The 20869-nt window shown below is 58.7% G+C and carries 22 protein-coding genes and 1 tRNA gene; 20 read left to right on the top strand and 3 right to left on the bottom strand.

Annotation, left to right across the window (positions count from 1 at the left end; genetic code table 11):
• The first annotated feature begins 120 nt into the window (after window positions 1–120).
• Both Enr8_RS16840 and Enr8_RS16835 read left to right on the top strand, forming a co-directional pair.
• A complete protein-coding gene (locus Enr8_RS16840; protein ID WP_146433675.1) occupies window positions 121–1536 on the top strand; it encodes an arylsulfatase in 1416 nt (471 codons plus the stop codon).
• A complete protein-coding gene (locus Enr8_RS16835; RefSeq protein WP_146433673.1) occupies window positions 1536–2951 on the top strand; it encodes a sulfatase in 1416 nt (471 codons plus the stop codon). The genes Enr8_RS16840 and Enr8_RS16835 overlap by 1 nt, the downstream gene beginning before the upstream one ends.
• Before the next feature lie 83 nt (window positions 2952–3034).
• On the opposite strand, the gene Enr8_RS16830 is transcribed toward Enr8_RS16835, so the two are convergent.
• Window positions 3035–3385, bottom strand: a complete 351-nt coding sequence (locus Enr8_RS16830) for a hypothetical protein (protein WP_146433671.1) — start codon at window positions 3383–3385, stop codon at window positions 3035–3037.
• Between the two features lie 933 nt (window positions 3386–4318).
• Between Enr8_RS16830 and Enr8_RS16825 the strand changes: the two genes are divergently transcribed.
• Entirely contained in the window at window positions 4319–5887 is a 1569-nt protein-coding gene (locus tag Enr8_RS16825; protein WP_186767711.1) for an FAD-dependent monooxygenase, read from the top strand.
• 72 nt (window positions 5888–5959) lie between these two features.
• Here the strand turns inward: Enr8_RS16825 and Enr8_RS16820 are convergent.
• Window positions 5960–6041: transfer RNA gene (locus Enr8_RS16820), tRNA-Ser, on the bottom strand.
• A gap of 324 nt (window positions 6042–6365) precedes the next feature.
• On the opposite strand from Enr8_RS16820, the gene Enr8_RS16815 reads away from it, so the two are divergent.
• From Enr8_RS16815 to Enr8_RS16730, 17 genes are all read left to right on the top strand, one after another.
• Complete coding sequence (locus tag Enr8_RS16815) at window positions 6366–6569, top strand: H-X9-DG-CTERM domain-containing protein (RefSeq protein ID WP_222434891.1); 204 nt, start codon at window positions 6366–6368, stop codon at window positions 6567–6569.
• A gap of 81 nt (window positions 6570–6650) precedes the next feature.
• On the top strand, window positions 6651–7082 hold the full coding sequence (locus Enr8_RS16810; RefSeq protein WP_146433667.1) for a carboxypeptidase-like regulatory domain-containing protein: 432 nt from the start codon (window positions 6651–6653) through the stop codon (window positions 7080–7082).
• 336 nt (window positions 7083–7418) lie between these two features.
• Window positions 7419–7964 carry a sigma-70 family RNA polymerase sigma factor gene (locus Enr8_RS16805; RefSeq protein ID WP_146433665.1) on the top strand — a complete coding sequence of 182 codons (546 nt, stop codon included), beginning with the start codon at window positions 7419–7421 and terminating at the stop codon, window positions 7962–7964.
• The gene (locus tag Enr8_RS16800; RefSeq protein ID WP_146433663.1) at window positions 7961–9394 is read left to right on the top strand and encodes a FecR family protein; all 1434 of its coding nucleotides are present in this window, start codon (window positions 7961–7963) and stop codon (window positions 9392–9394) included. Before Enr8_RS16805 ends, Enr8_RS16800 begins: the two co-directional genes overlap by 4 nt.
• Before the next feature lie 63 nt (window positions 9395–9457).
• Window positions 9458–10465 (top strand): DUF1559 family PulG-like putative transporter, encoded by a 1008-nt coding sequence (locus Enr8_RS16795; RefSeq protein ID WP_146433661.1) that lies wholly within the window; start codon window positions 9458–9460, stop codon window positions 10463–10465.
• Window positions 10466–10534: 69 nt separating this feature from the next.
• Window positions 10535–10981, top strand: a complete 447-nt coding sequence (locus Enr8_RS16790; RefSeq protein WP_146433659.1) for a transthyretin-like family protein — start codon at window positions 10535–10537, stop codon at window positions 10979–10981.
• Between the two features lie 251 nt (window positions 10982–11232).
• Complete coding sequence (locus Enr8_RS16785) at window positions 11233–12252, top strand: DUF1559 domain-containing protein (RefSeq protein ID WP_146433657.1); 1020 nt, start codon at window positions 11233–11235, stop codon at window positions 12250–12252.
• A gap of 289 nt (window positions 12253–12541) precedes the next feature.
• Window positions 12542–12751: a hypothetical protein gene (locus tag Enr8_RS16780; protein ID WP_146433655.1), complete on the top strand. Its 210-nt coding sequence runs from the start codon at window positions 12542–12544 to the stop codon at window positions 12749–12751.
• Between the two features lie 16 nt (window positions 12752–12767).
• Complete coding sequence (locus Enr8_RS16775) at window positions 12768–13430, top strand: hypothetical protein (protein WP_146433653.1); 663 nt, start codon at window positions 12768–12770, stop codon at window positions 13428–13430.
• Window positions 13427–13951: a hypothetical protein gene (locus Enr8_RS16770; RefSeq protein WP_146433651.1), complete on the top strand. Its 525-nt coding sequence runs from the start codon at window positions 13427–13429 to the stop codon at window positions 13949–13951. Before Enr8_RS16775 ends, Enr8_RS16770 begins: the two co-directional genes overlap by 4 nt.
• Before the next feature lie 58 nt (window positions 13952–14009).
• The gene (locus Enr8_RS16765) at window positions 14010–14474 is read left to right on the top strand and encodes a hypothetical protein (RefSeq protein WP_146433649.1); all 465 of its coding nucleotides are present in this window, start codon (window positions 14010–14012) and stop codon (window positions 14472–14474) included.
• A gap of 306 nt (window positions 14475–14780) precedes the next feature.
• Complete coding sequence (locus tag Enr8_RS16755) at window positions 14781–15404, top strand: hypothetical protein (RefSeq protein ID WP_146433646.1); 624 nt, start codon at window positions 14781–14783, stop codon at window positions 15402–15404.
• Window positions 15401–15859, top strand: coding sequence for a hypothetical protein (locus Enr8_RS16750; protein WP_146433644.1), 459 nt, complete (start codon window positions 15401–15403; stop codon window positions 15857–15859). The genes Enr8_RS16755 and Enr8_RS16750 overlap by 4 nt, the downstream gene beginning before the upstream one ends.
• Window positions 15859–16368: a hypothetical protein gene (locus Enr8_RS16745; protein WP_146433642.1), complete on the top strand. Its 510-nt coding sequence runs from the start codon at window positions 15859–15861 to the stop codon at window positions 16366–16368. Before Enr8_RS16750 ends, Enr8_RS16745 begins: the two co-directional genes overlap by 1 nt.
• 2 nt (window positions 16369–16370) lie before the next feature.
• Window positions 16371–16907, top strand: coding sequence for a hypothetical protein (locus tag Enr8_RS16740; RefSeq protein WP_146433640.1), 537 nt, complete (start codon window positions 16371–16373; stop codon window positions 16905–16907).
• 4 nt (window positions 16908–16911) lie between these two features.
• A complete protein-coding gene (locus tag Enr8_RS16735) occupies window positions 16912–18423 on the top strand; it encodes a radical SAM protein (RefSeq protein WP_246120131.1) in 1512 nt (503 codons plus the stop codon).
• A 7-nt stretch (window positions 18424–18430) separates the two neighbouring features.
• On the top strand, window positions 18431–19180 hold the full coding sequence (locus Enr8_RS16730) for a prolipoprotein diacylglyceryl transferase (RefSeq protein WP_246120130.1): 750 nt from the start codon (window positions 18431–18433) through the stop codon (window positions 19178–19180).
• 132 nt (window positions 19181–19312) lie between these two features.
• Here Enr8_RS16730 and rho read toward each other — a convergent pair whose 3' ends face one another.
• Entirely contained in the window at window positions 19313–20617 is a 1305-nt protein-coding gene (gene rho / locus Enr8_RS16725) for a transcription termination factor Rho (protein WP_146433637.1), read from the bottom strand.
• Between the last annotated feature and the right edge of the window lie 252 nt (window positions 20618–20869).

Genomic DNA, 20869 nt, shown 5'->3' with positions numbered 1-20869 from the left:
GTTTAAGAGGCCCTTGGTAGATTAATTTCACCTTACGCAATACAGAATGGCCCTGATTTCGACTATCTTGTTAATACCCTCCCAGTTTCCCACCTCGTACTCGATCCAGAGAGTCGAAGCATGCATCTACTCCGTTTTGCCGCCTTTTGCGCCTTGTTCCTCCTCACGGCGGTCGCTACCGCCGAAGCTGCGGAGAAGCCGAACATCATCTTCGTTATGGCCGACGATCTCGGTTACGGCGATCTCGGCTCTTTCGGACAGCAGAAAATCGCCACGCCCAACCTCGACGAGATGGCTCGCCAAGGGATGCGGATGACCGACTTCTATGCGGGCTGCACCGTCTGCGCTCCGTCACGCTGCGTCTTGATGACCGGACTGCATACCGGACATTGTTTCATTCGCGGCAACGCCAAAGATAATCTGCGGCCAAGCGACGTGACGGTCGCCGAAGTCTTGAAGAAGGCGGGCTATCAAACGGCGCTGATTGGCAAATGGGGATTGGGGCATGAAGGCTCTACCGGCGTTCCGACCCGTCAAGGATTCGATTACTTCTTTGGGTACCTCGATCAGACGCACGCCCACAACTACTACCCGACCTTCCTGATGCGGAACGAAGAACGCGTCCCGCTGAAGAACGTGCCGCTGAAAGAAGGCCCCTGGGGACAGGGAATCGCCAAGGAGAAGGTCGATTACTCGCACGACCTCTGCTTTGATGAGGCGATGCAGTGGATCGATGGCGCCGCGAAGAAGGACGCCCCGTTCTTTCTTTATCTCTCGCTGACGATACCGCACGCCAACAACGAAGCGGGCAAAGCCGGGATGGAAGTTCCCGAGTATGGACAATACGCCGACAAAGATTGGCCTGAGCCGCAAAAGGGGCATGCCGCGATGATCTCGCGGATGGATCGCGATCTCGGCAAGCTGTTCGCCAAATTGAAAGCGGATGGGATCGACGACAATACGCTGGTGATCTTCACCTCCGACAATGGTCCGCATCGCGAAGGAGGCAATGATCCCGACTTCGCCGACTCCAATGGTCCTCTGCAAGGGATCAAGCGAAGTCTGCACGAAGGGGGCATTCGCGTGCCGACGATCGTCCGCTGGCCGGGGCATGTGAAAGCGGGCAGCCAGTCTGATTGGGCCGGCGCCTTCTGGGACGTCATGCCGACCTTGGCGGCAGTCGCTGGAGTGACCGACGAAGTTCCCAGCGACATCGATGGCGTCTCCTTCCTGCCGACGATCACCGGCAAGGGAGCGCAAAAAGAGCATGACTATCTCTATTGGGCCTTCTACGAACGAGGGGGCGCCCAGGCGGTTCGTCAGGGAGATTGGAAAGCGATCCAGCAGCCGATCAATACGCCGGTTCGGCTTTACAACCTGAAGGACGATTTGGGGGAAGAGCATAACCTGGCCGCCGACCATCCCGAAAAGGTCGCCGAGATGACCAAGATGATGGCGGCCGCTTACTCGCCCAGCGACAGCTGGAAGTTTCCGCAGCCGAAGCCGAAAAAGAACAACGCGAAAGGAAAGAACTAATGCGAATTCTCTCACTGGCGTTGGTCTTGTTGACGGCGACAGTCGCTTGGGCGGCCGACGGCGAAGATCGCCCGAACTTTCTGGTGATCTTGTGCGACGACTTGGGATACGGCGATCTGGGGTGCTACGGCAACTCCACGATTCAGACTCCCAATTTGAATGCGCTCGCCAAGCAAGGCATGCGTTTGACCGCCTGTTATGCGTCGGCGCCGGTCTGTTCGTCATCGCGCGCCGGTCTGATGACTGGCCGCACGCCAAGCCGCATTGGCGTCTACGACTGGATCCCGGCCGACAACGTGATGCATCTGCAGGCAAGCGAGAAGACGATCGCGTCGCTCTTGCAGGCCGATGGGTATGCTACGTGTCACGTCGGCAAATGGCACTTGAACGGCAAGTTCAACAGCGACCAACAGCCACAGCCAGGCGACCAAGGCTTTAGTCACTGGTTCAGCACGCAGAACAACGCGTCGCCCACGCACGAAAACCCCAACAACTTTGTCCGCAACGGCAAGGCGGTTGGCCAGCAAGAGGGCTACTCGTGCCAGGTGGTCGCCGACGAAGCGATCCACTGGCTGAAGTCAGGTCGCGACGCCGACAAACCATTCTTCGCGTTCGTCTGCTTCCATGAGCCGCATGAACCGATCGCCTCGCCTGACGAACTGGTCGCTCACTACGGCGACGCGAAGAAGGAGGGAGAAGCTCTCTATTACGCCAACGTCGAGAACATGGACCGCGCGGTCGGCCGGTTGATGAAGGCGGTCGACGACCTAAAACTGGCGGAGAACACGTTCGTCTTCTTTACCAGCGACAACGGACCGGAAACGCTCAATCGCTATCGCAACGCCTGGCGTTCGCATGGTTCGCCGGGGCCGCTCCGCGGGATGAAGCTGCACATCTACGAAGGAGGAATTCGGGTTCCGGGGATCGTGCGTTTTCCGGGTCGGATTACGCCGGCTAGCGAAAGCGACGAGCCGATCTGCGGGCTCGATCTATTGCCGACGATTTGCGAACTGGCGGAAGTGAGCGCCCCAAAGGATCGAACGCTCGACGGCGCTAGTTTCGCCCAATCGCTGGACGGGGGAAAGGTTGACCGCCCTGCCCCGCTCTTTTGGCATTACTACAACGCGATCAGTCCCGCCAAGGTGGCGATCCGTGATGGTGATTGGAAACTGGTCGCCCATATCGATCTGGGGACCAAGAAAGCGGGCGGTTATTTTCGTCCTGAGGTTTCGCAGGCGATCAAACAGGGAAAGCTGACGACGCTGGAGCTTTACAATCTGGCGGATAATCTGGCCGAAAAGCATGATCTGGCGGCGGAGAAGCCGGAGGTTGTTTCTGCGCTGAAAAAGAAACTGCAGACGAAATACGACGCCGTGCTGGACGAAGCCCCTGACTGGGCGGCGCCCAGCAAATAGAGCGGTTGCGATTGAGCGGAGAAATCAAAGCGACGCGTCGGGAATGCCTGACGCGTCGCTTTATTTATTGATGGGCTGGGGCGTTAGCCGTTGGGTAAAGGAGCGACGCCCGATTCGTCGCCGTCATTGGGGACTACGACAATGCAGTTGTCCATCACGCCAGGAGGATCACCATTGGCGTCACTGGAATCGGCGGCGTCGCCGAAGTCGCTGCCGGAAACCGCCGCCGAAGGACCGGTGATTCCGTAGAGGGTGAACGATTGATCCATGTCGCCGATGGCGCCGCCGACGTCCGATAGTTCGCCGGTAATCGAATCACGCACAGCGGCGAGCCCGACCAAAATGCCAATCACGACGACGGTGGCGAGCAAGAGTAGCTCGACCGAAATGATGAATCCCGCTTCGTCGTCCCAAATGCGTTTCAGGATTTCCATTCTCGAAAACTCCTTTGCGTTCATCGCAAGTTGCCCCTGTGTTGTCTGGTAGGCGTAGCCCTAGATGCGCTTCACCTCTAATGCGACTCGCGTGCCAGTTGCGAGTCGCCAACGCGAATACGTCGCCGCCGAGTGCGATTCGCCTTCTATTGGGGCCAAAAAAACTCGGGCGAAATCGAATTGCCAAACGCATCGCTGGCTGCGATTGAAAAAATTTCCGATCACCAGAGGTCGATATGCGGTTGTGTCGGTGGCCGCTTGGGGGCCATGTTGATCGGAGGCGAACCGCCCGATAGCGCATTAGGATCGGAAGTCGCTTGTTGATTCCTGCGGCGGCGATGTCGCAGCAGGTGACGACTTATTATCACGGGAGCTTCGGGAGCCCGACGACGGTTCTCTACACTCGCTCGACGACAACCACCACCGTGCCGGTGACCAGCTACTACGCCCCGACCCCGGTTCGCGTTTACTCGCCCACCTACAGTTCGTCGGTCTATCCGCCGGTCTACAACTCGTCGCTGTATACGTCGCCGCAACCGGTCCTCTACCTGCCTGTTGAAAAATGCCCTCGTCGCATTTTCCAACCTCGCCAGGCTCAGAGCATCGCTCTTCGCGGCTCGCAAAATAACGACTTACGTCGTTGTTTTGGGGTCGCACGACCTATCAGTACTACACGCCGTATGGCGGCGCCGAGGTCCGCGTCCCGGGACAACCGATCCGTATGCGATTCGCGCGATCGTTCCGTAGTAAGTCTGACTGCTCCATACCAACTGCGTAAACGATTCAGAGGCGAGATTTGTCTCGCCCCTGTTTTTTATGCGCACGCTTGGCGTTGGGGGGAGGAGAGAAACGAGCTACAATCGTCGTCCAGTGACGCAGGCGTCGCCTGATGATCGCAGAGATGTTCTTCCTCCTGACGTTTGGGAATGTGCGATGGACGCTCCTGTTCTGGTTGTCGGAGCCGGCCCGGTCGGGCTAGCGGCCGCTTTGACGCTCTCTTGGTTTGGCGCTGCGGTCCGGATCGTTGATCAAAACGACGCACCGACGAGCCTCTCGAAGGCGCTGGTCTTATGGCGCCGCTCGCTGATCAACCTGGATCCCATGATCCCGTACGAGCAGTGGCTAGGGGATGGAATCGTTCCTAATGGTTTGCATTTCTACGACCAAGGCGCGTATCACGCGACGATGAAGCTGGATAACGCCGGGCATACCATGCCGCCGGGGCTGTTGATTCCGCAGTCGAACGTCGAGGCGACGATGATTGCGGCGCTGCGGCAGCGCGGAATTCAGGTCGAGCGGCGGACGCGCTTGGTTTCGTTCGAGCGGGCGGCGGATCGCGTCGTTTGTCAGTTGGAGACGCCGCAGGGAGAACAACAAGTCGAGACGCCCTATCTGCTTGGATGTGATGGCGCCCATTCGCAGGTCCGGCATACGCTGGGACTTGATTTCGCCGGCGAGTCCGTTGCCCAGCGATGGCTGTTGGGCGATATCGAGGTGAAGGTCGAAGATGGCGTCAATCCGCATACGCCGCAGGATGAGCGAGAGCGAACGTTGACGCATGGCTGGTTGTATTCGACGAATTCCGACGAAGGGAGTCTGCAGCTGTTCCCCATCAACGACTCGCGTTATCGCATCTTTGTCGAGGCCGGGATGGCCGGTCCCGAGACGCCCCGCCAAGATCCAACGATCGCCGATCTACAAGCGGCGCTGATCGCCCGGACCCGATTACAGTGGCGAATCACCAACTCGTACTGGCTGGCCGACTTTCGGATTAGCGAGCGTCAGGTTTCGCAATATGTGCACGGCAACGTCTTCCTTGCTGGCGATGCGGCGCACGTCCACAGTCCGGCTGGCGGACAAGGAATGAACACCGGGATACAAGACGCTGCGAACTTGGGCTGGAAGATTGCGCTGGTGATGCGAGGTGCGGCTGACGCGTCGCTGCTAGAGACCTACCAGGAAGAACGCCACCCGGTCGCCGCCCGCGTGATCAAGATGAGCGGCCGGGCGATGCGGATGACGATGAACACCAATCGCTTGACGCGCGGCGTGCAGGACGTAATTCAGTCGATCGTCACGCATATTCCGGCGGTCCGCAAAACGGTGACGTCGATCCTGGCCGAAGATGACGTCAAATATCTGAACAGTTCGCTCGCTGGTGAGAGCGCCGGCAAGATCGAAGCGGGCGTAACCTTTCCCGACGTGCCGATCGAGATCGATGGCCAGCGCGTCAGTTCCATTGAATTGCTCCGGCCGCAGCGGAAAGACGTTTTTTATACGTTGGTCCTGATGCCAGAGGCCAATGCCGACGCCTGGCCCATGGGATCGCTCGTCCAATGCCGGCAACTCGACATCGACTTTAATGATCCCGAAGGGCATTTCAGCAAAGCGTTCGGCTTGTCGGCCGACTCGGGCGTGCTGGTTCGTGCCGACGGAGTGATCGCGGCTGAAGGCTCAGCCAGTGCGATCGATACGTGGCTGCGACAAATGGGTGGCAAGTAGTCGCCGGTCGCTCTACCGCGGTGCGCAAGAGAAAGGCCGCCAACGACTTGCGTTGACGGCCTGTTCTGGTAGCGGAGGGCACGAGATTCGAACTCGCAACTCCTTACGGAGCACTTCATTTCCAATGAAGCCGCTAACCATTCGCTTACCCTCCGGGGCTACGTCCTGGGGAAGGCTTTCCCACAGCACGATCTTGCCTAAGGGCAACTCTCGACGCCCATTCTAGCTGGCGACCCCCGATCCCACAACGGAGCCCTGCCAGCGGAGTCGCATGCCAATTTTTGCTAGACACGCAGGGCCTTTGCGGGGTTCACGTCTCCTCTGTGGCGAGGTTTGCGGAGGCAATTTTCGCGGATTCTGCGAGGTTGCAAAAAATAAAGAGAATTTTGGCCAAAATACCAGCCAAAGGAACGACTGCTACTGAGGAGTCGCGGTACGGCTCGCATTTGCTAATCGAGATTGCCCCTTATCTGCCCCCATGCATTCATCGATCGACGGCAACGACATCGATGGACGCCAAGGGTTCTCCAGCATGCATCCTGGCGGCGCCCAGTTCATGTTTGGGGATGGTTCGGTCCATTTTTTGAGCGAGAACATTGACGACAACATCGGCGGTGGTACCGACTCGACGTACGAACGGTTGATGAATCGTTACGACGGACAACCGGTCGGAACGTTCTAACGAAGGGTTCGCCAATCGCGACGCCGACATGTTGCAGGCGGCGCCGCGTCAAGCGTCGAAAGTCAACACTTTGGAGATACTATGAAACGAGTCCCTGCTCACATCGGTTGTGCGGCCATCGCAATCGTGACGGCGGCGATTGTCGGTTGCGGCAATGGCGATATTCCACCGGTCGGTGAGGTTTACGGACAGGTCAAGCTCAACGGCCAACCGGTCGACGGTTGCCAGGTGATGTTCGAGCCGGTAGCCGGTGGGCGTAGTTCGACCGCCATGACCGACGCCGACGGGCGCTACACGTTGCGCTACAACGGAGACGCCGCCGGAGCGTTGTTGGGCAAGCACAAGGTGCGCCTGATCACGGCTCGGGGAGCCCGACGTGATGACAAAGGTCGGGGCGTCGACCCTGGCCAGAAAGAAAAGATGCCGAAGGAGTACAACTCGGAGACGACGCAGGTCGTCGAGGTGACTTCCGGCGACAACCCGATCGACTTTGAGGTTGATAGCTCGAAGTAGCCCACGGTTTCCAACGATCGAGATCTTCGTAGAGGGGGCGGCCAAGCCGCCCTCTTTTTATGCGATTCTCTCCGCCAATCTGCGGCGGATGTCGCCCCCTCGTTCCTGTTGGGGGTGGAGGCTCCATACCCCCAGGAGGTTTGTACTTTCTGGCCCGGTGGTGCTGCGGCTTTCCCTGAGAGGAGGAGTTTCTGTGATGATTTCCTCATATCCAGGAAAAATTGCTGCGATTCGCCAAAATCGATGGCCAAACTAGGGCAAATCCAGGGAGTGCACCTGGATACGATACCCCACGTTGATCTGTAAAAGGCCCGGGCGCGGAAGCCGGCGACAATCATGATATCGACTCCTGATCCATCAGTGACGAACCAGACCAGCTTCGCCAAGACGTACATCGCCAATCAGGAGCGGCTTAGAGGTTACGTCTACTCGTTGATCTTCAACTGGAACGATGCGGAGGAGGTTTTCCAGCGGACCAGCCTGGGGTTGTGGAAGAAGTGGGAACAGTTCGACCCAGAACGCGAGTTTCTGCCGTGGGCGTTTGGAATGGCTCGCATCGAGGCGAAGCGTTTTCTGGCCGAGAAGGGAAAGCAGGAATTGATGCTCAGCGACGCGGCGATGGAATCGCTCGAAGCGGCGCTGGTCGAACGGGCCGACGGTTGGAACGAGCGTCTGGCCGCGCTGGAACAGTGCGTCAAGAAACTCCCCTCGCAACAACGCTCGATGTTGTGGGCTTCTTATAAGAGATCGACCAGCGTCGAGCAGATCGGCCAGATGTTTGGCCTGTCGGCGAACGCCGTCTACAAGCGACTGCGTCGCATTCGCGAGCAATTGCATCAATGCATCGACCTGCGAATCGCAATGGGAGGGGACGGAAAATGAATTCACGCCGCGCCGTACAAGGAAAGCTGGTCGCTAATGCGGCGGTGCTCGATTTGATCGATCTTTGTCTGACCGATCGCGCGACGCCCGAGCAATGGAGCACGCTCAGCCAATTGATCGTCGACCAACCGCAGGTCTGCGACTGTTTCGCCGCCCAGGCGATCGCCGGATCGCGCTTAGCGCTGATCGCCGGACTTGAGCGTTCGCCAGAAGAGCAATTGGCGACGCAAGTCGCGCTCGATCTGCCGTCGCCGCCGAAACGCACTTGGATCAACCGACTTCCGTCGGTCCGCTTGCCGGTCAGTCGTGGAGCGTTGGTGACGCTGGCAGCCAGCATTTTGCTGGTGCTGATTGGCTATGGCGCGATCATCGGCTATCCGAGCTGGATCGATACGAGCGGCCCTGCTCCGCAATTGGCGAGCGGTAGCGTGCCGCCGGCGGTCCGGATCTTTGGAGTCTCTGGCGAAACGGAGCCGCGTGAGGTTTTTGGCGGCGAAGTTTTTGAACTGCCCAGCGGCAGCTATCAAGTCGAGACCTCCGCCGGCGCCCAGATTCAACTGACTGGCCCGATTCGCGTGCGGGTTGAGAGCCCGCTGAAATGGCGGCTTTTCTACGGAAAGCTGATCGCCGAGGTGCCGGCCGAAGGGTATGGGTTCACCATTCAAACGGACCAGGCGCGGGTGATCGACTTGGGGACCAAGTTTGGCGTCGCGGTTGGTCGCGACGGCGATACCAAGGTGGTCGTCTATGACGGTCGGGTAGAAGTCGTATCGGGCACGAAGAAGAAGTCGATGACGGAAGGGGACGCCTGGCAGATTCCGACCATGGAGCAGTTCGATCCGCTCGCTTATGCCGATCCGTTTAGCTTCCTCGAGGCGGGTGACATTCCCCCTTCGGTGATCGGCAAGGTAATGCACAACGGCGCCGATCGCAGCGCGACTTATCAGATTGTGCGCGCCGGCTTTCAAGAGGATTCGCTGGCGTACACCGATCGGGTTCATCAGTGGAATGGGATCTTGTCCTCTGGAATACCGCCGCAACTGGTTGGCCTCGACTACGTCAAAATGGCCAATGACTGGAAATTTGAAGAGGACGGCAATCTCCGCGACGACTTGGAAATCACCTACGAATTTAATCGGCCGGCAGTCGCCTATCTGCTAGTGGACGAGCGAATTGCCCGCCCTGAGTGGTTGCGACAGGAATTCAGAGATACCGGCTGGTTAATCGGGCTCGACAAAGGGACGCATCGCGATCCCGAGACTGGGCTCAACTACACCTTGGAACAGGCGAAAGGCGCCGGCGCCTCGATTGACGTCTTACTGCGAGTTTGGCGCGTCGTGTTGCCGGAAGGTGGCGAGTTGAAGATTGGTCCGATTGGAAATCAGAAGGACGACTGGGTCGTTCCTTGTCTGGTGGCACGTCCGATCTAGCCAATCGAGGTTCGCACATGTGGCACATCCATCATTTCATTTCTCACAGGAGTCTCTATCTTTATGAACGCCCCAACCCAACGGAAAGGTTTCACCTTGGTGGAACTATTGGTCGTGATCGCCATTATCGGCGTATTGATCGCCCTGCTCTTGCCGGCGGTACAACAAGCCCGCGAAGCGGCCCGGCGGATGCAATGCACCAACAATCTGAAGCAACTCGCCCTGGCGCTGCACAACTACCACGACACGTTCGGCGCCTTTCCGGCGATCAGCTATGACCACGAAGTGAACGGCGGCGACGAAACCCGGCATTCGAGTTGGAGTTGGGGGACGGCGATTCTGCCGCAGATCGAGCAAGCGAGCGCCTACGACATTCTCGAGCCGAGCAGCCCCGACCGACTGCATGAGGCGGTCAACAAGGCCGATAAGCTGCGGGTGCTGCAAACGCCGATCTCGGCCTGGCGTTGCCCTTCGGACGTCGGTCCGGAGTTGAACACCCACTTTGGAATCAACAACGGATCAGGCGACCAGTCGCAAGACGTTCAGATCGCGACGGCTAACTACCTGGGCGTGAACCACAGCGGCGACATCGGCCGCTCGACCAAGAACGCCGCGGTCAACGGAATCTTCGTCGCCGGAACCAATGTGGAGCAAAACCGCCGCATGGTCTGTCGTTTGCGCGACGTGCTGGACGGAACCAGCAACACCGCGATGGTTGGCGAACGAGCCTGGATGTTGGGCGGCGTCGAACTGGGCGCCGGCATGCTGTACGGTCATACCGGCAACGAAGACATCGAACGGAGCCACAACTACCTGGACGGTTTCATTTCGGTGGTTGGCGCCGGCAAGACGCACATCAATATGAACGACGTCTGCGGCACCGGCTGCGATGATCGCGACGGACGGCAAGGCTTCTCGAGCTTGCACCTAGGCGGTTCGCAATTCGCCTTTGCCGACGGCTCGGTCCATTTTCTAAGCGAGAACATCGACGACGACTTTGGCGGTCCGGTCGACACGACGTACGAACGGATCTTGTCCTGCAACGATGGACAGGTCATCGGCAACTACTAACGCATTCGACTATTCCCTCATCGGCCTTCGCTTTGATTGGGAAAAGCGGAGGCGAACCAGGAGCTTTTTATGATTCGCGGTTTTCAATTCGGCCGGTTGCTGGCGATCGCTGTGACGGGCGCGGCGCTGGTTGGGTGCAGCGACAACGGCGCTCCGCCGCTGGGCGACGTTCATGGACAGGTGACGTTCAACGGCAAGCCGGTCGAAGGCTGTAACGTTATTTTCGTGCCGGTAGAGATCGGACGCAGTTCGAGCGCCGTGACCGACGCCGAAGGGTTTTACGTGTTGAAGTATAGCGCTACCGCCAATGGCGCGCTGGTGGGCGAGCATCGCGTCGAGTTGACGACGGCTCGCGATCGAGTCGTTAGCGACGAAGGACAGGTCCGCGACGAAGGACGCAAAGAAGTCTTCCCGAAGGAATACAACAGCAAGTCGACGCAGATCGTCGAAGTGACCGACTGGGACAACCAGATCGACTTTCCCGTCGTCGGCAAGCAAAGCCGCCAGCGAGAATAACAGCAAGCGTCGCGAATCAACGCGGCGGCTATGGCCGTCGCGTCTTCTTATGCGCCCTGCTCTCTGTGGCGGATCGCCTCCTCGGAAGCGGGGACTTGGATGAGGATTTCCTCATACTGGCGAAAATCCGCAAAATCCGCGGCCAATCTTCCGCCATTGCGTGGAGTGCTTACGAGCCTAATTCGCCTGGCGTTTGGAAATGCGGACCAGGCGTGAATTTATCTTTTCTTATTTCGGGGGACGGCATTGCAATGAAGATTCGCGCCAAGAATGGGTTTACTCTCGTGGAACTGCTGGTGGTGATCGCGATCATCGGCGTGTTGATTGCGCTTCTGTTGCCGGCGGTGCAGCAAGCGCGCGAAGCGGCCCGGCGGATGCAGTGCACCAATCACCTAAAACAGTTGGGATTGGCGCTGCACAACTATCATGACACGTTCGGCGCATTGCCGGCGATCAGCTACGACCACGAAGTGAACGGCGGCGACGAGACTCGCCACGCCAGTTGGAGCTGGGGAACTTGCATTCTGCCCCAAATGGAACAATCGGCCGCCTACGACATTTTGGCTCCCAGCAGTCCCGATCGATTGCACGAAGCGGTTAACAAGGCCGACAAGCTGGCCGTAGTGCAAGCGCCGATCGCCACGTGGCGCTGTCCGTCGGACGTCGGTCCCGAGCTGAACAGCCACTTCGGCATCAACAATGGTTCGGGCAATCAATCGCAAGATGTAGAAATCGCGACCGCCAACTATATCGGCGTCAATCATAGCGGCGACATCTGCCGGACCAACACGCGAACCTCCTCGCGAAACTTTCGGATCAACGGCGTCTTTGTGCCGGGGACCGACGTGCAGAATAACAATCGGATGGTCTGCCGAATGCGCGACGTTCTCGATGGAACGAGCAACACGGCAATGGTCGGCGAGCGGGCCTGGATGCTGGGAGGCGTCGAACTGGGCGCCGCGGTTATCTACGGACATACTGGCAACGAAGACATCGAAAACAGCCACAACTATCTCGACGGGTTCATCCAGGTGGTTGGCGGCGGCAAGACGCCGATCAACTCGAACGACACCTGCGGAACAGGTTGCGACGATCGCGATGGACGGCAGGGCTTCGCCAGTTTGCATCCCGGCGGCGCTCAGTTCGTCTTCGTCGACGGTTCGGTTCACTTCATCAGCGAAAACATCGACGACAACTTTGGCGGGCCCGACGACTCGACCTACGAACGGCTCTTGTCGTGCAACGACGGCCAGGTGCTAGGAAATTACTAACAGAATTGGGGCCAACTGCGAGGCTCCGACAGAACCAAGTCGATCGATTTCCTGACAGCCGGGATTAGCTGCCCAACGACTGTGGGGAAATCATCGACGCGAAGAAACGCGTCGGCCCGGGCCGACACGTTTCTTTTTTTGCGCTATTGTGGCGTCTGGTGAGCGGCAGAGTCTTAACGATGGGGGGGAGGCTGGTTTGTTTGCCATCGCACATTCGCAAATATAAAATAAGGGCTTGGCTCTCCTCGTTATCGTTTTCCGCCTGCCGGCCCATCCGCGATTCGATTTCATGACGACAATTGAACATCCAGATCAGCTGATCGAAGGCCGGCGGTATCGTTTCTACGTCGATGTCGGCCAGTCGCAATACGAATTGGAAGCGACCTTCTTGCGTTTAGATCACCATTTTCGCCGCTTGATCTGCGTGCTGCATATGGACGACGAGGACTACAGCATCGAGTGGAACTGGGCGACCGAGATTACGCCGGTCGAGAATTAGCGCCACCCTGCTCCGTTTGGGCGGCGAAAAAAAATTGTCCCCTTCCGGGGCATTTCTCGCGATCCAGGTAGTGGTGCGGATAGAATCGTCGCCAGACGTTTCTTCCTACTGCGTGAGTCGTGCCATGGTCCCCGAAAACGAAGAGTCCAATCCGTTCGAGTCACCCGCGGCAAAAACGCCAGCCCATCGTCAGCCTCCCTGGTTGGTGCTCTACGGGGCAACCGGCATTTTCGTGCTGGTAGGTGTCCTGTGCGCCTTTTTCGAGACGCTGCTGATGCTGTTGGCCTTTATCGTGGCGGTTGGCTTGCCGGCGTTGGTGAGGACGATCAGTGACCTCAACCGCAAGTTGGCGGCAGGTTGGTTGGTCGACTACGGCGTGCAGTGGAAATCGCTTGGCGTTTCGCTGGGGGTTTCGATGATCACGATCATTTCGGCCGGTGTCGCTGGAACAACCGTATGTGCCAGCGGGATTGCCGTTGCGAATGTCGGGCAAGGTCAGGGAGAAATGTTTGGGATTGTGTTGATGTTCGGCGCAATTCCTGTGGGTCTTGCCCTGCTGGGGTGGCTGTTCTACCGACTCGGCCCCAAGAAACTAGAGGTCCTGCAGCAGGAAGCGAACCGGCATGGTGGTGAGCCACCGATTTCGACAGAACCGAACCAGAGTCAGCCTTCGCCGTGACCGACGACAATCCCTACCAATCGCCGCAGGAGCCAAACGTCACCGCACCGTGGCGGCAGTGGTATGTCTGGTGGATTGTTTCGGCAGTGATGTTTGTTGTCGTGGCGCCGATGTTTTATCGTGAACCTTGGTCCGGCGGATTGCTCTTCTTCGGTTCGCTGGGGGTCTCTCTTCGCTCGTTGTTGGAACTGCATCGCAAATTCTTGGCCGGTTGTTCAATCGGTCCCTTGCAACAGCTCAACTCTCTCGGAAAGGCGTTGTCGGTGGCGATCGGCGCTGCGGTGGCAGGAGCGATCGCCTTTTTGATCACGTGTACCGGCATGGCGATTGTGACCAATGCGCCCTTTTTTCGTCCACCTGCCGGCGGTAGCGTCTTGATGACGTTCGTGTTCGGAATCTCCTACGGAGCGATGGTCGTAACGTTCTTCTGGGTGATTTGGCGACTGGGGCCGCCGTCGCTGGAGGTGCTGCGGCGTCAGAGCGCGGCGCGGACGAAAAGCGAGGCGGATCGTCATGAGTGATCAAGATGACGAAAACCCATTCCAGTCGCCCACGGCGCCGACGGCTGAAGCGACGGCTGTGCATCCCGTGCTATTGGAGAACGAATTCGCGTTTGGGATCGTTCTGGCATTTGTCGCGGCGTTGTTCAGCTTTCTTGCCCACCCGCTGCTGGGCTACTGCGTGGTGATTGGCGTCAGCCTCGCCGTCGTTCGAGCGTGGGCGGAAGTGACCCGCAAACAGAGGGGCCGTTGGCAGTTTCGACGGTGTGACGCAACGTGGATCCTGTTCGGCTCGCTGGTTCGCGTCACGATTGCCGTGGTGTGCGGTCTGGCGATGTCCGCCTTGGCTGGCTTGCTGGGGGGAATCTTGTTTCGCGCGATTCTTTGGCTCGGCGACCGATTTTCTGCGTTCGATGCAGTTTTGGTCGATGGCTTACTGGGGCTGGTTACAACTATTGTGCTTTTGGTTTTCCTCGGTCCCCCCTCGATCGAATCGCTCTGGAATAGACGCGTCGCGGCGGGGGAAGCGAAGGAGCCGGCATGAGTGCAGGAAAAGACAAGAAGAGATTGGCCATTTGTCTGGCGCTTTCACTCTTCGTAATGATCGCGTCCGGCGTCGCTTTTTTCGGAACATGTGCGATGGCGCTTGCCAACTATGAGGCCGCGTCGACTTCCGAGAGAGTCGACCCGAACCTGCTTGCGCTGGCCTGCGTGTTGTTCGCCTTCCTCTTTTTTGTTTCGATTCCTGTGACGCTCGCCTATCGACTTGGACTAGCTTCGTCCGATACGCTACGACAGACGGAGACAACCGAGAAATCGTCCCCAAGTCCCGACGAAGGATCCCAACCGCGTGAACGCTCCTGATCGAGATTGGTATATCGTCCGCCGCTGGCAGTCGTACGTTGCCGAGATGCGCGTTGTTTCGCTGCGGATGGCGGCGATCGTCGTTTGCTACGGGCTGCAGTTATGGCATCATTTTGGTTTGTTGGACGAAGCGGGTAGAGCCGCCAACGCCGACTTTCATAAACAGGCGACGCTGATCGCCTGCGGTTGGCTTTTCCTGTCATTGGCCGTTTGGCTGGTGCTGTTGCGGCGCTGGTTTCCGCCGCTGCTCAGCTACGTCAGCACCGCGGTCGATATCGCCTTTTTGACGACATTAATCGCCGCCTCTGGCGGACCGACGGCGACCCAACTGGATACGTTCTACTACTTCATCATCATTTTGGCCGGCCTGCGGTTTGAGTTGCCGCTGGTTTGGTTTGCGACGCTGGCCTGCATGGCGGGATTTATGGCGAGCGTCGGCGCGGTTGATAAGACCTGGTTTGACGCCGATCACGCGGTGCCGCCAATCAGCCAGGCGATCACGCTGGTCAGCTTGGGCGCTGCCGGAATCGTGGTAGGGCAGATGGTCCGCCGGGCGAAAGATCTGGCGGTCGCCTATGCCGAGCGCCGGCAGAGAGGGGGCGAAGCATGAGTCGTTCGCTTCCTCAAGTCCGCTGCCCCGAGTGTGGCGCCGACAACAACGCCTTTGCTGCAAATTGTTGGATCTGCCAGCGGGCGCTGGTCGACGAGGTGGAACTGGTTGCCGCCGTGCCTGTCGAGGCTCCGAAGTTCGTTGCCGGCGCCAATACCAAGGTGGGCAATGTGCTGCTACTGCTTACGCTGGCGGCGCTGGTGCTGGTGGGCGTCGGTGTGGCGACGATCCATCCGGTCGCGCTGATCTTCTACGCGATTCTGGTGGTTGTCCCCTGTTTAGGCGTTGGCATTACGCTGCGGCAGGTGTTGGCGGCCAAGGACAAACCAACCGCAACCCGCGGGCTGAGCGTTGTACTGGTATTGGTAAGCGTCATCGGCCTGGTGGTGATTTCGATCGGAATCTTGTTTTTCATGATTTGTTTGCAGATGTTTGGCCATCAGAATTTTCATTGATGAGCGATCCTAGCCAACTTCGAAGCGCAGACCTACAGCCGCGGTCGATTCCGTTGGTGGCCTGCCCGCAGTGTGGCGCCGAGAACTACGCGTTCGCGCCGCGATGTTGGATTTGCCAAAGCGAGATGGAGACGGAGGAACTGGTTGCGGCGGAGAAAGTTGGCCAAACGCCAGCGTTCGCTCAGACGCGGGCGACGTTCTCGGCCAACCTGCCGGTGTTGATTTTGCTGCCAACGTTGGGATTGGTTGGCTATGGGGTGGCCCGGGTGCACTTGGGGTTGCTGCTCCCTTACTTGCTTGTGGTCAGTCTGCCGATGTTGGGGATCGCATTAATGATTCGCGGCGGAATCCGGAACAATCGCCGCACCGCAAGCGTCGGGGGAAGTATCGCGGTCACGATCAGTTTGATTTTGATGCTGGCGGTCGGCATGGCAATTTTGGTCGTCGTTGGGATCGTGGTCTTCGTTCTGCTGGTCTGCACGAACAATATCGACATGATTAGGTACTGACTTTGAGCGAAGCGAATCAGTCCGATGGAAGACATTTTTCGCCCAGCGAACGGCGGTCAGTTGTTTGTAAGGCGTGCGGGGCCGAGAACCAGACGTCTGCCGACAATTGTTGGATTTGTCATTTGCCGTTGGCGGAAGAAGAGGCGGATATCGCCGACCATGTATCGTCCCCGCCAGCATATGCAGATGCCGTCAGTGGCGTTTTCGCTTACCTGCTGCTCGGCTTATCCTCCTTCGCGCTGATCATAATGGGGGTCGGCGTTTATTACGTCAATCCAGACTGGATCGTTTTCTACACGCTGGCATTTGGCGCGCCCCTACTATTGGCCGCGGCGGCGCTGTTTACAGCGCTGCTTAGCAAAGACGAAAATATTCGAAAAACAGGAGCCGTCCTCGCCTCCGTTTACGCGATATTGATGACGGTTTTAGGTACGGTCGGCGTCGCGATCTTGGCGGTCGCCATCGTGCTCCTCGCCCTCGTCAGCATAATTGCCGCTTTTGGTCAAGCTTGTTTTGATGTGAACCCCTCAGGGAATTGATCCGATGCTCAAGCCGCACGAACTTGCTCGACGCGATTACACCTTGCTGGGCGTAACGCAGAGCCTGTGTCCCGAATGCCTGGCGGTGGTCCCGGCCAAGATCATCACCAAGGGGAACCGCGTCTATTTTCGCAAACGCTGCCCCGAGCATGGCGCGCGAGACGATTTCATCTGCTCGGACGTCGCCCAGTACGATCAGCTGCAGTACAGCGTCCCTGGCAAGGTGCCGCACGAGTTTGGCGTACTGCCGGAGAAAGGATGTCCGCTCGACTGCGGGCTTTGTACCGAGCACGAACAGCACAGTTGCATCGGCCTGCTCGAGATTACTTCCAGCTGTAACCTGGCCTGTCCGATGTGTTACGCCGGCAGCGGTCCCGGCGGCCATCATTTGACCGTCGCCCAGTGTCAGGCCGCGATTGATCGTTTGGTCGAGGTCGAAGGACGCCCCGAAGTGCTGCAGCTATCAGGCGGCGAGCCGACGATTCATCCCGAGTTAGAAACGATCCTGGCCTACGCCCTGTCGCAGCCGATCGACTACGTGATGATCAACACCAACGGGATTCGATTGGCTCGCGACGCGGAACTGGTCGAACGGCTGGCGAAGCGTCGCGATCGAATCGAGATCTATCTGCAGTTTGACGGCTTCAGCGAAGAGGCGTCGCTGCAATTGCGGGGAGAATCGCTGGTCGAAACGAAACAGCGGGCCGTCGAGCGATGCGGCGAAGCGGGCCTGCACGTGAACCTGGTCGCCACGCTGCAGACCGACGTCAATCAGGATCAGCTGGGGGCACTGGTCGACTATTGCGTCGACAAGCCGTGGATCACCGGGCTTAGCTTTCAACCGGCGACTTACAGCGGACGACACGTGCTGCCGGAAGTGCTGGAGCGGCGGATCACCTTCCCTGATGTGATTCGCGGTATCGACGAGCAGACGGCGGGACGCTTCCGCCAAAGCGACTTCATGCCGCTGCCATGCGCTCATCCCAACTGCCACCAAATGAGCTACGCCTATCGGTATCAGGGGAAACTGATCCCGCTGATGCGGTTCATCGACGCGACGCAGCATATTGATCTACTGGCGAGCGGCATTTCCTTTACGCGTCCCGCGGTGCGAGATCTGCTCGAGCGCTACCTGGTGCGACAAGGTTGCTGCAGCAGCGGCAACTGCGGCACGACGCCGCCGGCGGCCAGCGACGATCCGTTTGCGATTATTGACGCGCCGACGTGCGAGCCGGAACTGGAGCTATCGCCGGAGATGTTCGCCGATCCGGAGATTGGCGCGGCGGCGGTCGACTTCTTCACCAAGGCGATGCGGCAAGAGCTGGGCGCCGGCGACGTCTTCCGCGTGATGGTCACTTCGTTTTTGGACGCGTATAACTTTGACGTTCGCCGCGTGATGAAGTGTTGCATTCATCATGTGTTGCCGAGTGGGCACTTGATTCCGTTCTGCGCGTACAACGTCCTCTATCGTGACGGCCATGTGCCGCTACCGCCGCTCGATCGAAAGCACGTCTAGCCCCATGATGATCAACCCGACGTATATCGTGATCATGGCGACGGCGATCGCGCTTTGCAGTTTGCTGGTGCGCCGCTCGCAGCAGAAGCTTCCGCTGACCCGAGAAGAAAAGTTCGGGTTGGGATTGGGCGGTTTTTGCGGCGCGATGATCGGCGCCAAGTTGCCCTTCGTGCTATACGACCTTGAGGGACTGTGGAATGGCGTCGCCTGGTTTGCGCATGGCAAGACGATCGTGTGCGGATTGGCGGGGGGCTATCTGGGAGTGGAAATCGCCAAGTGGCTGATGAACATCCGGATCAAGACGGGAGACTCGTTCGCAGCGCCGGTGGCGTTTGCGATCGCCATCGGCCGGTGGGGCTGTTTCTTTGGCGGCTGTTGTTTTGGAACGCCGACGACGTTGCCTTGGGGCGTGGCGTTTCCGACGGCGGTCGACGATCCGCTCGTCCTGCGGCATCCGACGCAAATCTACGAGAGCCTGTTTCACCTGACGATGGGTTTTCTGCTCTTGTGGCTAGAGCGGAAGGGTTGGTTCCGCGGGCAACTGATGAAGCTCTACATCTTGGTTTACCTCAGCTATCGCTTTCTGACCGAAATGATTCGTCCCGAGCCGCGGTATCTGGTCGGCCTGACCGCGTATCAGTGGGGAGCGATTCTGTTGGCGATCATCTTCGTTTGGCTGTGGCGACGCGATGCCGCGGCGCTGGCGGCGGAAAACGCACAAAAAGAGCCGCGCCCGGCGGACGCGGCTGCTGATTGATTTTCTAATTTTGGTAGAGTTAGAGCGTTTTTCTGATAGCTGTAGCGTTTCTGGCGTTGGTGAGGCAAGCTGGTCAACGCCGACCAGCGCGGCCGCAACCAGCCAGAACGCTAAAGATTGAAGAAAACCGCTCTAGTGCCCGTTGCGGGTACCGGCGATCAGGCTGACGAATTCCAAGTTGGTCTTGTACTTGCCAAGCTGTCGGGTGAGCTGTTCCATCGCTTCGATGTGGTGCATCGAAGTGAGGGTGCGTCGCAGTGCGACCACGGCGCCCAAGGTCCCTTCGTCGAGCAGCAACTCTTCGCGGCGAGTGCCGGACTGGGAGATGTCGATCGCGGGCCAGACGCGGCGGTCGGCCAGCTTGCGATCGAGGACCAACTCCATGTTGCCGGTCCCTTTGAACTCTTGGAAGATCAACTCGTCCATCCGGCTACCGGTGTCGATCAGAGCGGTGCCGACGATCGTCAGCGAGCCCCCTTCTTCAAAAGCGCGGGCCGTGGCGAACAGCTTCTTTGGGATGTCGAGCGCCTTGATGTTGACGCCGCCAGACATCGTGCCGCCGCTATCGCCAACCCATTTGTTGAAGGCGCGAGCCAAGCGAGTGATTGAGTCGAGCAGCAGGAAGACGTCGTGGCCCATTTCGGCCAGACGCTTGCCGCGTTCGATCACTAGCTGCGACAAGCGAACGTGGCTTTCGACATCGCGGTCGAGGCTACTGGCGATCACTTCGCCATTGATGTTCCGCTGCATGTCGGTCACTTCTTCCGGCCGTTCGTCGATCAACAGCACGACCAACTTGACTTCCGGATAGTTTGCCGAGATGCCGCGGCTGAGATTTTGGATCAGCATCGTCTTGCCGGTTCGCGGCGGAGCGACGACCAAGGCGCGTTGCCCCTTGCCGAGCGGCGTCAGCAGATCGACGACCCGATTGGTGAGCGGGCCCCCTTCGATTTCGAGCTTGAGATGCTCGCGAGGATTGATCGGCGTCAGCTTGTCGAACGGACTGGTCATCGCATACTTCTCAGGAAGCATGCCGTCGACGTCGGTCAGTTCGCGGAGACGCGGGCCTTGGCCGCGGCGGAATCGCTGCACCATGCCGCGAAGCATCAGGCCTTCACGCAGTTGGTACTTCTCGATCATCGTGCCAGGCACGAACGGATCGGTCCGTTCGCGGGCGTAGTTGTTTTCTGGACTGCGAAGGAAGCCGTAGCCGTTGGGATGCATCTCGAGCAAGCCGTAGCCAGGTTCCAACGGAATCGGTTCGCCTGGTTCAAATTCTTCTTGTTCCAAATTGTTGCGGGGCACATTGGAACTGGGAGCGGAAGAGCGACGGTGTCCCCCCTGACGACGCGAACGTCCCCCTTGTTGTCCGTCGTTTTGGCCTCCTCGACGCCGCCCGCCGCCAGAGCGAGAGCGGGCCTGCCTCTTTTTCGCCATCGAAATCACCTAAGTTGCGCGAAGCAAATCAAGATAGTCAAGAGAATGGAGCGCTTCCACAGCGCCGCCTTAGTCATGCGCCGGCAAACGAGCGACATTCCGTTGTCGTTTGCGCAGCTTCCGTTTGGTTTGAATCAACGAAGATCGTGAAACCGAATGGATCAGAATCGAACGACTCGGCGCCAATTCCGAAACGCGGGTTGAGAGGGTCGCACGGTCCACCAGGTCACAAGGTGCACAAGTGGCGCCAGG

It is taken from the genome of Blastopirellula retiformator (assembly GCF_007859755.1).
Taxonomy (GTDB): Bacteria; Planctomycetota; Planctomycetia; order Pirellulales; family Pirellulaceae; genus Blastopirellula; species Blastopirellula retiformator.
The sequence above is the reverse complement of the archived record's forward strand: the minus strand, read 5'-3'. Positions and strand labels throughout refer to the sequence as shown.